Source organism: Pseudomonas sp. NFPP28 (assembly GCF_900115535.1).
Classification (GTDB): Bacteria; Pseudomonadota; Gammaproteobacteria; order Pseudomonadales; family Pseudomonadaceae; genus Aquipseudomonas; species Aquipseudomonas extremorientalis.
The window spans coordinates 281,079-293,798 of sequence record NZ_FOWT01000006.1 but is presented as its reverse complement, the minus strand read 5'-3'; the positions used below and the strand labels follow the sequence as shown (position 1 = coordinate 293,798).

Below are 12,720 nucleotides of genomic sequence, written 5' to 3'. Positions count from 1 at the left end.
TTCAACGCCATTGTCCTTAGTTACTTCGTAACACTTTCCTGCATCACACGAATAACCCGCTGCGGAAATGGAATATCAATTCCCGCCGCTTTCAAACGGTCACGCGCCAGTTCATTCAACATGAACATCACATCCCAATAATCCGCTGTCTTGGTCCAGCAACGCAGGGAAACGGTGATCGAACTGTCGCCCAAAGTCGAAACCACCGCCACGGCGGCCGGATCGGCCAGTACGCGCGGATCCTTCGCCAGCTCCAGCAGCACTTCACGGGCTTTCTGCAGGTCGGCTTCATAGTCCACACCCACATCAAACACCACCTTGCGGGTCGGCTGGCGGTTGGTGTTGGTGATCAGGCCGTTGGACAGGCTGCCGTTAGGGATGATCACGGTCTTGTTGTCGCCGGTGCGCAGCACGGTGTGGAAGATCTGGATGCTGTCGACGGTACCCGAGGTGCCCTGGGCTTCGATCCAGTCACCAATGCGGAACGGGCGGAACAGCAGAATCAGCACGCCGCCGGCAAAGTTCGCCAGGCTGCCTTGCAAGGCCAGGCCGATAGCCAGGGTGGCGGCACCAATCGCGGCTACGAACGAGGTGGTTGCCACGCCGATCATCGAGGCCACGTTGACCACCAGCATGACTTTGAGCGCAATGTTCGCCAGGCTGGTAATGAAGTGTTGCAGGGCCAGGTCGGCATTGCGCATTGCCAGCAAACGTCCCACGCGGTGGGTCAACACATTGATCAGCCACCAACCGATGGCCAGGGTGACCACCGCCAGCAAAAACCGGCTGCCGTATTCCATGATCATCGGCAGCCACGACTCTGAGGTCTTGATCAGGTGATCCACTTCAGCATTGAAATCCATCTACATTCTCCTGGTTACCGGATGTTCGGCGTATCGAGTGGCCATAAATGCAATTGAGCCCAGGAGGGCTCAATAGTAGGCGCAGGTTGTGGGGCGTGGGACGTCAAAAACGCCCACAGGTTCCCCAATGTGCAATCAGTCGCGGAAGTTATTGAACTGCAGCGGCATGTCGAAGGTCTTGGCGCGCAGGGCCGCGATGGCTTCTTGCAGGTCGTCACGCTTCTTGCCGGTAACGCGTACCTGTTCACCCTGGATCGCGGCCTGGACTTTCAGCTTGGCGTCCTTGATGTGGGCGACGATCTTCTTCGCCAGCTCCTTGTCGATGCCTTCCTTGAGCACGGCTTCCTGCTTCATCAATTTGCCGGAGGCGTAGGCGTCCTTTACTTCAAGGCACTGCACATCGATCTTGCGCTTGACCAGCGACAGCTTGAGGATCTCGATCATCGCTTCCAGCTGGAAATCGGCTTCAGCGGTCAGGTTGACGGTCAGCTCTTTTTCCTTGAATTCGAAGCTGCCCTTGCCTTTCAAGTCATAGCGGCGATCCAGCTCCTTGACGGCGTTCTCGACGGCGTTGGTGACTTCGTGTTTGTCCAGTTCGGATACCACGTCGAACGAAGGCATGTCATATCTCCAATATAAGGGGCGGGCTCAGTAGAGATGGAGCGCGCCCAAGCTAAAATGCCGGGGCATTATAGCGGTTCTTTCGTCCCGTTCGCTGCGGGCGACCCTACGGAGCAAAAACTGATGTCGACCACCTGGCATATTCTCGGCGCCGGCAGCCTGGGCACCCTTTGGGCCACTCGCCTGGCGCGCGCTGGCGTGCCCGTACGGTTGATCCTGCGCGATGAAGCGCGCTTGGCCAGTTATCAGGCAGCCAAGGGGCTGACCCTGGTGGAACAAGGTGTAGAACACACCTACCCGGTGATCGGCGAAACAGCTGACAGTCCGGGGCCGATTCATCGCCTGCTGGTGGCATGCAAAGCCTACGACGCTCAAGCCGCCGTCGCACAGTTGCAACACCGCCTTGCACTGGACGCCGAACTGATCCTGTTACAGAACGGCCTGGGCAGCCAGGATGCCGTCGCCGCGCAACTGCCCCAGGCCCGCTGCATCTTCGCCTCCAGCACCGAAGGCGCGTTTCGCGATGGCGACTGGCGCGTGGTGTTCGCCGGCCATGGCTACACCTGGCTGGGCGATGCGGGCCACCCTACCCCGCCGCTGTGGCTCGACGACTTGCACGCCGCCGGCATCCCCCACGATTGGAGCACCGACATCCTCACGCGGCTCTGGCGCAAGCTGGCGCTCAATTGCGCCATCAACCCGCTGACCGTGCTGTATCAGTGCCGCAATGGCGAGCTACAGGCCCACCAGTGCGAAGTCGCCACCCTGTGCGCCGAACTCAGCGAACTGCTGGAATGCTGCGGCCAGCCCGACGCCGCGCTGGACCTGCAACACGAGGTGAAACGGGTGATCCAGGCCACCGCCGCGAACTACTCCTCCATGTACCAGGACGTGGCCGCCGGCCGCCGCACCGAAATCAGCTACCTATTGGGCTATGCTTGCCAGGCGGCCGCCCGCCACCAACTGAACCTGCCGCACCTTCAACAGCTAAAAGTGCGCCTGGTCGAGCAGTTGCTTGCACGCGGATTGCCCCGCGACTGAACCACGCGCTACCCTGCCCGCCTGTCTATCACCTGGGAAAACCCTGATGCCGCTGCGCCAGCGTCTTGAAAACCTACCGGTCGGGCAGAAACTGCTGGCCGCCTTGCTGGTGCTGTTGACCACCGTACTGCTGGTGGCCAACCTGACCTTTATCAGCGCCGCCTACTGGATTTCCCAGGAAAGCATGGCGCCCCAGGCCTTGCAGGCCATCGGCCGCCTGGTGTCCAACCCGGCGCTCGCCGCCGAGGCCCTCGAATCGCCGGCCAAGGCCGACGCATTGCTCAATGAACTGACCAGCTATTCGCCGTTGCGCGCCGCCGCCCTGTACGACGGCGAAGGCAACCGTTTAGCGCAGATGCAACACGGCGACCGCCTGCACCTTCCCGATAACTACCGGCATATCGAGGCCTGGCGTGTCACCGAGTTTCGCAGCAATCAAGTCATCACCCTGCCTCGCGCCGGCCAACCGTCCGGGCATTTGCTGCTGGTGGCCAGCAGCGAGCTGCCAGTGGCGTTCTACACCGGCACGCTGACAGCCAGCCTGGGCATCCTGATTTTCAGCGTACTGTTGTGGCTGGTCATCGCCCGCCAGATCAAACGCCTGATCACCCGGCCGATCCACGAGCTGGAAGAACTGTCGCGCCAGGTCACCCGCGAAGAGAACTACGCCCTGCGTGCCGGTCGCGGTAACCGCGATGAAATCGGCAGCCTGGCCGAAGCCTTCAACACCATGCTGTCGCGCATCGAAGCCCGAGAGCAGCAGCTCAAGCGTGCACGGGACGACTCCCAGGCGGCGTACGACCAGGCCCAAGGCTTGGCCGAGGAGACGCGCCACACCAACCGCAAGCTGGAGCTGGAAGTCCAGGTCCGCAGCAAGATCGAGAAAAAGCTCACCGGTTTCCAGAATTACCTGAACAGCATCATCGACTCGATGCCCTCGGCCTTGATCGCCCTGGATGAACAGCTCTACGTCACCCAATGGAACCAGGAAGCCAGCGCCCTCTCCGGCACGCGCCTGGATGAAGCCCTGAATCAGCCGATCTACCTGGCCTTCCAGCCGCTCAAGCCTTACTTGCCGCAGATCAGGGCGGCGGTCGAGCAACACACGGTGGAGCGCATCGAACGCGTCACCTGGTTCAAGGACGACGAAGCCAAGCACTATGCCCTCACGTTTTACCCGCTGATGGGCGGTGCCGGGCGTGGCGTGGTGATCCGCATCGATGACATCACCCAGCGCCTGTCCCTGGAAGAAATGATGGTGCAGTCGGAGAAAATGCTTTCCGTCGGCGGCCTGGCCGCCGGCATGGCCCACGAGATCAACAACCCGCTGGGCGCGATCCTGCATAACGTGCAGAACATCCGCCGCCGCTTGTCCCCCGACTTGCCGAAGAACCTGGAACACGCGGAACAGGTGGGTATCGAGCTGGAGACCGTCAACCGCTACCTGCAAAGCCGCGAAGTGCCGCAGTTGCTCGACGGCATCCAGCAGGCCGGGGCGCGGGCGGCGAAGATCGTCACCCATATGCTCAGTTTCAGTCGCCGCAGCAACCGGCAGATGGCGCCTTGCGACTTGCCGGCATTGATCGACCAGGCGGTGGAGATCGCCGGCAACGATTTCGACCTGGCCATCGGCTTTGACTTCAAGGGCCAGGCGATCATCCGCCAGTTCGATCCCCAACTGGGTCCGGTCCCCGGCACCGCCAACGAACTCGAACAGGTCCTGCTCAACCTGCTGAAAAACGCGGCCCAGGCCATCCACCTGCGTGAAGACGACAGCGAACCGGGGCGCATCATCCTGCGTACCCGCCTCAACCCGCCGTGGGCAGAGATCCAGGTAGAAGACAACGGCATCGGCATGAGCGAAAACGTGCGCAAACGCACTTTCGAGCCGTTCTTCACCACCAAGGAAATCGGCCAGGGCACCGGGCTTGGGCTGTCGGTGTCATATTTCATCATCACCAACAACCACAAAGGTCAGATGGAAGTGCACTCCACCCTCGGTCAGGGCACCTGCTTTACCTTGCGCTTACCCCTGGCCGGCAGCCAACTGCCGCCTTACGAACTCACCCAACTGGAGCAATGAACATGGGCTTTCGCCTGTCGAAAATCTACACCCGCACCGGCGACAAGGGCGAAACCGGCCTGGGCGACGGCCGCCGCGTGCCCAAGGATCACCCACGGGTGGAGGCCATTGGCGAGGTTGATACGTTGAACAGCCAGTTGGGCTTGTTACTGGCCAGCCTGGAAGAACAGAGTGGCAAACATCCGGAACTGAAGGATGTGATCGAGGTGCTTACGCCTTGCCAGCATCGCTTGTTCGACTTGGGGGGCGAGTTGGCGATGCCGGTGTACAAGGCGTTGAATGCGGCGGAAGTGGACCGGCTGGAGGCGGCGATTGACCGCTGGAATGAAGAAGTGGGACCGCTGGAGAACTTCATCCTGCCCGGAGGCTCGGCGTTGATCGCCCAGGCCCATATGTGCCGCAGCCTGGCGCGCAGTGCGGAGCGGCGGTGTCAGCAGTTGAATGCGATCGAGCCGTTGGAAGGGGTGGGGTTGGCGTATATCAATCGGTTGTCGGATTTGCTGTTTGTGGCGGCGCGGGTGATTGCAAGGCGCCAGGGCGTGGCCGAGGTTTTATGGCAGGCTGCCGCTAAACCCCACTGATTATCCAGCGCCTGATCTGACGCCTTCGCAAGCAAGCCCACTCCCACATTTGACCGCATTCCAACGGTAGAACTCGGTCGAATGTGGGAGGGGGCTTGCCTCCCCGATAAGGCCGGTCAGAACAGCCTCAAATCTCAGGCCAGAACGCGCGAATCCCTGCTACACCTTGGGCCCCAGCCTCCCAAGCCTTCTCCCGCTCGGCGGGTCCAACCCCGCCCAACAGAAACACCGGTTTGCTGAACCCACGGATCAGCTCTGCGGCCTGCTCCCAACCCAACGGCTGCGCATCAGGATGGGTCTGGGTCGGTTGCACCGGCGACAGCGTGACAAAATCCACGTCCATCATTTCTGCCAGAGCCAATTCCTCGGCGTTATGGCAGGAAGCAGCCAGCCAGCGATCCTTTGGCAACGGGCGCCCCTTGCTGGCGTATTTGCGCAATTGCGCCGAGGTCATGTGCCAACCGGCCGCAGGAAAATCCCCCAGCCACTCAAACGGCCCCTTGAGCATCAACTGGGCCTTGCCCGCACACAGGCCCACCGCATCCACCGCAAGGTCGCGGTATTTGGGGTCGTAGCCGTTGGGCGCGCGCAGTTGCACCAGCTTGATGCCGCCAGCAATGGCTTTCTGAATACCCCGCAGTAACGTCGGGGTTTCCAGTTCGCCCGGTGTGATCAGGTACTCGGCAGGTAAACGCGCAGCCGCAACGATCGGTGCATTGGCCGCCGGGAACTCGTAGTTGAGCAGATCCCGGGGCGCCACCCACTCCAGCGGTTGCCCTTCGGCGCCATGGGGCTCACCGGTAAAAGCCGAGACTTCCCAGACATCCAGTAACACCTGCTTGTCCGGGTAGTCATGCTGCACCTTGATCAGCGGTCGCGCCGTGGTGACCTGGATGCCCAGCTCTTCCTGCAATTCGCGGGACAGTGCGCCGGCTACCGATTCATTGGCTTCCACCTTGCCGCCGGGAAACTCCCAGAGGCCGCCCTGATGCTGGGTATCGGCGCGGCGCGCCAGCAGGATTTTGCCGTCGACACCGCGGATCACCGCTGCTGCTACATGCACTCGTTTCACCGCGCTTATCCTCTTAGGTACGGTATTCCGCGTTGATCTTCACGTACTCGTGGGACAGGTCAGTGGTCCAGATGGTTTCGCTGCATTCGCCGCGACCCAACTCGATGCGGATGGTGATTTCTTCCTGCTGCATGACCGCCGAACCCTGGGCTTCGGTGTAGGTTTCAGCACGGGCGCCACGGCTGGCAATGCACACATCGCCCAGGAACACATCGATCTTGCTCACGTCCAGGTCCGGCACACCGGCGCGGCCGACGGCCGCCAGGATACGGCCCCAGTTCGGGTCAGAGGCGAACAGCGCGGTCTTGATCAGTGGCGAGTGAGCCACGGTGTAACCCACGTCCAGGCATTCCTGGTGGTTAGCGCCGCCGTTGACTTCAACCGTCACGAACTTGGTCGCGCCCTCGCCGTCCCGCACGATGGCCTGCGCCACGTCCATGCACACTTCAAACACCGCCTGCTTCAACGCGGCGAACAGCGGGCCGCTGGCCTCGGTGATCTCCGGCAGGTTGGCCTGGCCGGTGGCGATCAGCATGCAGCAGTCGTTGGTCGAAGTGTCGCCATCGATGGTGATGCGGTTGAATGACTTGTTGGCGCCGTCCAGGATCAGGCTGTGCAGCACGTCGCGGGAGACTTTGGCGTCGGTGGCGATGTAGCCGAGCATGGTGGCCATGTTTGGACGGATCATGCCCGCGCCCTTGCTGATGCCGGTCACGGTGACGGTCACGCCGTCGTGCACGAACTGGCGGCTGGCGCCTTTTGGCAGGGTGTCGGTGGTCATGATGCCGGTGGCGGCCGCCGCCCAGTTATCCACAGAAAGGTCGTCCAATGCGGCTTGCAGCGCACCTTCGATTTTTTCGACGGGCAATGGCTCACCGATCACGCCGGTGGAATACGGCAGCACTTGGCTGGCGTCCACGCCGGTCAGTTGGGCCAGCTTGGCGCAGGTACGCGCCGCCGCTACCAGACCTGGCTCGCCGGTGCCAGCGTTGGCATTACCGGTGTTGGTCAGCAGGTAGCGGATGGTACCGGCCACGCGTTGCTTGGCCAGGATCACCGGCGCGGCGCAGAACGCGTTGAGGGTGAACACACCAGCAACGGTAGAGCCTTCGGCGCAACGCATCACGACCACATCCTTGCGCCCCGGGCGCTTGATGCCGGCCGAAGCGATACCGAGTTCAAAACCGGCAACCGGGTGCAACGTGGGCAAAGGACCAAGACCAACAGCCATGAATGCGCTCCTTAAAAATGGGTGATGTCTGTGCCGTCGTGAGCGACGGTGAAATTAATGGCAAAACGCCGCGACGGCAGGAGCCGGTCGCGGCGCAGGGTGTTGCAGCGTCAGGCGGAAATCTTATTCGATCTGGCCGTGGCAGTGTTTGAACTTCTTGCCCGAGCCGCACCAGCACAGCTCGTTGCGACCCAGCTTCTGTTCGTTGCGCACCGGGCTTTTAGCCAGGGCCACATCGATCTCTTCGCCCAATACCTCAGGAGCTTCCAGGCCCGGTGCTTCGTCGTGCTGGAACTGCATACGCGCAGCCAGTGCCTCGGCTTCCTGACGCAGGCGGGCCTCTTCCTCGATCGGGTCTTCGCGACGCACCTGAACGTGGGAGAGCACACGGATGGAATCGCGCTTGATCGAATCCAGCAGTTCGGAGAACAGCGTGTACGACTCGCGCTTGTACTCCTGCTTCGGGTTCTTCTGGGCGTAACCGCGCAGGTGAATGCCGTGACGCAGGTGGTCCATGGTCGACAGGTGGTCTTTCCACAGGTCGTCCAGCACGCGCAGAACGATTTGCTTCTCGAAGGTGCGCAGTGCTTCGGCACTCGCCTGCTCTTCTTTCTCATTGTACGCGGCCAGCAATTCGGCCATCAGTTTTTCGCGCAGGGTTTCTTCGTAAAGATGGTCGTCTTCGTCCAACCACTGCTGGACCGGCAAGTCGACACCGAAGTCGCTCTTCAACGCCGCTTCCAGGCCGGCAACATCCCACTGCTCAGGCAGGGATTGTGGCGGGATGTGCGCGCTGACGGTGGCGTTGAGCACGTCCTGGCGGAAATCGGCGATGGTCTCGCCAATGTTGTCGGCGGCCAGCAACGTGTTACGCATGTGATAGATCACTTTACGCTGTTCGTTGTTGACGTCATCGAACTCGAGCAGTTGCTTACGAATATCGAAGTTGCGGCCTTCAACCTTGCGCTGCGCCTTCTCGATGGCGTTGGTCACCATGCGGTGCTCGATCGCTTCACCGGACTGCATGCCCAGGGCCTTCATGAAGTTTTTCACGCGGTCCGAGGCGAAGATGCGCATCAGGCTGTCTTCCAGGGACAGGTAGAAGCGGCTGGAACCGGCGTCACCCTGGCGACCGGCACGGCCACGCAGCTGGTTGTCGATACGGCGCGATTCGTGACGCTCGGAAGCGATCACCTGCAGGCCGCCGGATTCCAGCACGGCCTGGTGGCGCTTCTGCCAGTCGGCCTTGATCTGGGCGATCTGCTCGGGGCTCGGGTTGTCCAGGGCCGCGACTTCCACTTCCCAGTTGCCGCCCAACAGGATGTCGGTACCACGACCCGCCATGTTGGTGGCGATGGTCAGTGCGCCCGGACGACCGGCCTGGGCGATGATCTCGGCTTCTTTTTCGTGGAACTTGGCGTTGAGGACCTTGTGCTCGATGCCTTCCTTGTTGAGCAGGTTGGACACATGCTCGGAAGTCTCGATGGTGGCGGTACCCACCAGAATCGGACGGCCCTTGGCCATGCCGTCCTTGATGTCATTGATGATCGCCGCGTACTTCTCTTCGGCGGTCAGGAACACCAGGTCGTTGTAGTCCTTACGCGCCAGTGGCTTGTTCGGCGGGATAACCACCACCGACAGACCGTAGATCTGGTGGAATTCGAACGCTTCGGTGTCGGCCGTACCGGTCATGCCGGACAGTTTGTTGTAAAGACGGAAGTAGTTCTGGAAGGTGGTGGACGCCAACGTCTGGCTTTCAGCCTGGATGTTGAGGTGTTCCTTCGCTTCGATGGCTTGGTGCAGGCCTTCGGACAGACGGCGACCCGGCATGGTACGGCCGGTGTGCTCGTCGACCAGCACGACCTGGCCGTCCTGCACGATGTACTCGACATTGCGATGGAACAGCTTGTGGGCACGCAGGCCGGCATACACGTGGGTCAACAGGCCCAGGTTGTGCGCCGAGTACAGGCTTTCCCCCTCGGCCAGCTCGCCGATCTGGGTCAGCATTTCTTCGACGAACTGGTGACCGGCTTCGTTGAGTTCGACCTGGCGGGTCTTCTCGTCGATGGTGAAGTGGCCTTCTTTGGTCACCACGCCTTCGACTTCCTCGATGTGCTGCTCCAGGCGCGGGATCAACTTGTTGATCTCGGTGTACAGGCGCGAGCTGTCTTCGGCCTGGCCGGAGATGATCAGCGGGGTACGGGCTTCGTCGATGAGGATGGAGTCGACTTCGTCGATCACGGCAAAGTTGAGTTCGCGCTGGAATTTTTCTTCCATGCTGAACGCCATGTTGTCGCGCAGGTAGTCGAAACCGAATTCGTTGTTGGTGCCGTAGGTGATGTCGGCGGCATAGGCGGCGCGCTTCTCCTCCGGCGGCTGGAACGGCGTTACCACGCCGACGGTCAGGCCGAGGAATTCATAGAGCGGGCGCATCCAGTTGGCATCGCGGCGAGCCAGGTAGTCGTTCACCGTCACCACGTGCACGCCCTTGCCGGACAATGCGTTGAGGTAAACGCCCAGGGTCGCCACCAGGGTCTTGCCTTCACCGGTGCGCATTTCGGCAATCATGCCTTCATGCAAGGTCATGCCGCCGATCAACTGGACGTCGAAGTGGCGCATGCCCATGACACGCTTACCGGCTTCACGGGCGACCGCAAAGGCTTCGGGAAGCAGCTTGTCGAGGGTTTCACCTTTGGCTATGCGGGCCTTGAACTCTTGGGTCTTGGCGCGCAATTGCTCGTCCGAAAGGGCAACCATCTGCTCTTCGAAGGCATTGACCAGCTGCACCGTCTTGAGCATGCGTTTGACTTCGCGCTCATTCTTGCTTCCAAAAAGTTTCTTTAACAAAGGCGCAAACATATCGGCAGGTTCTTCCACACATAGGGATGGAGGGCGCACCGTGAGTGGCCCGAGCAGCCCTCACGGCCGCATGCGAACGCGCATTCTACCCGGAATCGTGGGTGAGGAAAGTGGCGTTGTTCCCCGATGCTGGCATGGGGCGGTGAGAGGGCTTGTTTAAAATAAGGGCTTTTACCGGAACTTCAACCCATGGAGCGCAGAAGTTACCGATTGATTTCACGAACAAAACCCATGGATGCAGCGCCTGGGGCGTACGGGGGCTTTCTGCTACGATGGCAGCTCTGTTACTTAAGGTGTCCAATAATGGCATTTCGCCCCTCACCAGCCCGCGCGCCTGCGGTGTTGCTTCGTGATGCCAAGCCGCTGAAAGCCATCTTCGGCCATGCGCAACGCCTGGGCCGCCTGCAACGCCTGCTTGAAAGCCAGCTGCAACCGGCCGCGCGCGAACACTGCCGCGTAGCGTCCTGGCGCGAAGGCAACCTGCTGCTAATTGTCACAGATGGTCATTGGGCGACACGTCTGCGTTATCAGCAAAAACGCCTGCAACGTCAATTGATGGCCTTTGATGAATTCGCCGGCCTGACGCGCATCCAGTTCAAGGTACAACCGCCCACCACCCTGCCTGCCGTGGTGGAGCATACTCACGACCTGTCGACGAATGCCGCCGAAACCATTCAGGCAACAGCCGACGGGATCAGCAACCCCGCCTTGCGCGCTGCACTTGAGCGGCTGGCAGCCCACGCCAGGCCCAAACCCTGAATCTCTATTTGCGCTTGCTGCCGCCTAGCAACGATCCCAACAAACCACGCACCAGTTGCCGTCCCATCTGATTGGCGGCCTGCTGCATCGCCGATTTCAACGCCTTGCCTGCCGTGGTGCCCAGAAATGCACCGGCCCTGTCGGTGAAGCTCGGCTCGTCGTTGGTCGGCCTGGTTTCTTCGGTCGGGCCAAGCGCCTTGCGTGACATCAGCACTTCGTAAGCGGACTCCCGGTCGATCGGCTTGTCATAACGCCCCTGCAGCGGCGAGCTGGCTACCAACGCGGCGCGTTCGGCTTCGCTGAGCGGCCCTATCCGTGATTGCGGCGGTGCCACCAAAACGCGCTGGACGACTTCCGGCGTGCCTTTTTCCTGCAAGGTGCCCACCAAGGCCTCACCTGTGCCCAGTTCCGTCAATACCGACAAGGCATCAAATGCAGGGTTTGGCCGAAACCCATCCGCTACGGCGCGCAGGGATTTCTGTTCCTTGGTGGTGAACGCCCGCAAGCCATGCTGGATGCGCAGGCCGAGTTGGGCCAACACGCTGTCCGGCAGGTCGCCTGGCGATTGAGTGACGAAATACACACCGACGCCTTTGGAGCGAATCAGCCGCACCACCTGTTCCAGGCGCTCCTGCAAGGCCTTGGGCGTATCGGCGAACAACAAATGAGCTTCATCAAAAAACAGTGCAAGCAGCGGCTTGTCTGCATCGCCACGCTCGGGCAGTTGCTCGAATAGCTCCGCCAACAGCCACAGCAGGAACGTCGCATACACCTTCGGCGCCTCGTGCACCAGGCGGCTGGCGTCCAGCAGATGGATGCGCCCGCGCCCATCGCTGGTGGGTTGCAGGATGTCTTCCAACTGCAGGGCCGGTTCGCCAAACAAGGCTTCAGCGCCCTGTTGCTCCAGCACCGCCAGGCGCCGCAAGAGGGCCTGGCTGGATCCGGTGGTCATCAGCGCCGCGTCTTCACCCAGTAATTCCGGGTGATAGCGCAGGTGGTTAAGCAGCGCCTTGAGGTCCTTGAGGTCCAGCAACAGCAAGCCTTCGCGATCCGCCACCTTGAACGCTGCGTAAAGCGCCGACTGTTGGCTGTCCGTGAGCTCCAGGAGACTACCGAGCAACAACGGGCCCATCTCGCTGATGGTGGTGCGCAATGGATGACCGGACTGCCCGTGGATATCCCACAGCGTGACCGGATAAGCCTTGGCCGTGTAGTTCAGGAAAGGCATGCTGGCGATGCGCTCGGCGACCTTGCCTTGCGGGTTCGCTGCGGCGCCCAGGCCGCAAAGGTCCCCTTTGATGTCCGCGGCAAACACCGCCACGCCGGCGTCACTGAAGGCTTCCGCCAGGCATTGCAATGTAACGGTCTTGCCCGTGCCGGTGGCACCGGCGATCAACCCGTGGCGATTGGCCAACCGCATGGCCTGGGCGATGGGTTGGCCGGAAAGATCGGCACCGATAAGCAGTTGCGAGGAGTCAGGCATTTCGTCACCCATGGTTAATCTTTAGTGTCGCCAGGTCGATACAGGCAGATGTGAGACCCACAAAGTCTAAAAATAGGTCAGATAGTTCCTACATGGACCACCAGAGCTACTACAAGAAGTATCACAC

The 12,720-nt window shown here is 61.2% G+C and carries 10 protein-coding genes; 4 read left to right on the top strand and 6 right to left on the bottom strand.

Annotated elements, in window-relative coordinates; translation table 11 throughout:
• Positions 1-20: 20 nt before the first annotated feature.
• Positions 21-863: a mechanosensitive ion channel family protein gene (locus BM110_RS17765; protein WP_071489386.1), complete on the bottom strand. Its 843-nt coding sequence runs from the start codon at positions 861-863 to the stop codon at positions 21-23.
• Positions 864-998: 135 nt separating this feature from the next.
• Positions 999-1,484, bottom strand: a complete 486-nt coding sequence (locus BM110_RS17760) for a YajQ family cyclic di-GMP-binding protein (RefSeq protein ID WP_071489385.1) — start codon at positions 1,482-1,484, stop codon at positions 999-1,001.
• A gap of 123 nt (positions 1,485-1,607) precedes the next feature.
• Here BM110_RS17760 and BM110_RS17755 point away from each other — a divergent pair, with 123 nt between their 5' ends.
• The 3 genes from BM110_RS17755 to BM110_RS17745 are packed head-to-tail and all read left to right on the top strand — an operon-like array spanning position 1,608 to position 5,189.
• Positions 1,608-2,525, top strand: a complete 918-nt coding sequence (locus tag BM110_RS17755; protein WP_093513910.1) for a putative 2-dehydropantoate 2-reductase — start codon at positions 1,608-1,610, stop codon at positions 2,523-2,525.
• Positions 2,526-2,571: 46 nt separating this feature from the next.
• Positions 2,572-4,608 carry a sensor histidine kinase gene (locus BM110_RS17750; RefSeq protein WP_093513909.1) on the top strand — a complete coding sequence of 679 codons (2,037 nt, stop codon included), beginning with the start codon at positions 2,572-2,574 and terminating at the stop codon, positions 4,606-4,608.
• 2 nt (positions 4,609-4,610) lie between these two features.
• Positions 4,611-5,189, top strand: a complete 579-nt coding sequence (locus tag BM110_RS17745) for a cob(I)yrinic acid a,c-diamide adenosyltransferase (RefSeq protein WP_071489382.1) — start codon at positions 4,611-4,613, stop codon at positions 5,187-5,189.
• 127 nt (positions 5,190-5,316) lie between these two features.
• Here BM110_RS17745 and BM110_RS17740 read toward each other — a convergent pair whose 3' ends face one another.
• The 3 genes from BM110_RS17740 to secA form a co-directional block, all read right to left on the bottom strand.
• On the bottom strand, positions 5,317-6,261 hold the full coding sequence (locus BM110_RS17740) for a Nudix family hydrolase (protein ID WP_071489381.1): 945 nt from the start codon (positions 6,259-6,261) through the stop codon (positions 5,317-5,319).
• A 13-nt stretch (positions 6,262-6,274) separates the two neighbouring features.
• Complete coding sequence (argJ, locus tag BM110_RS17735; RefSeq protein ID WP_071489380.1) at positions 6,275-7,492, bottom strand: bifunctional glutamate N-acetyltransferase/amino-acid acetyltransferase ArgJ; 1,218 nt, start codon at positions 7,490-7,492, stop codon at positions 6,275-6,277.
• A gap of 123 nt (positions 7,493-7,615) precedes the next feature.
• Positions 7,616-10,351 carry a preprotein translocase subunit SecA gene (gene secA / locus BM110_RS17730; RefSeq protein ID WP_092246861.1) on the bottom strand — a complete coding sequence of 912 codons (2,736 nt, stop codon included), beginning with the start codon at positions 10,349-10,351 and terminating at the stop codon, positions 7,616-7,618.
• 303 nt (positions 10,352-10,654) lie between these two features.
• Here secA and BM110_RS17725 point away from each other — a divergent pair, with 303 nt between their 5' ends.
• Positions 10,655-11,110: a DUF721 domain-containing protein gene (locus BM110_RS17725; RefSeq protein WP_071489378.1), complete on the top strand. Its 456-nt coding sequence runs from the start codon at positions 10,655-10,657 to the stop codon at positions 11,108-11,110.
• Between the two features lie 4 nt (positions 11,111-11,114).
• On the opposite strand, the gene BM110_RS17720 is transcribed toward BM110_RS17725, so the two are convergent.
• Positions 11,115-12,593, bottom strand: coding sequence for a helicase HerA-like domain-containing protein (locus BM110_RS17720; RefSeq protein ID WP_093513954.1), 1,479 nt, complete (start codon positions 12,591-12,593; stop codon positions 11,115-11,117).
• Positions 12,594-12,720: the final 127 nt, after the last annotated feature.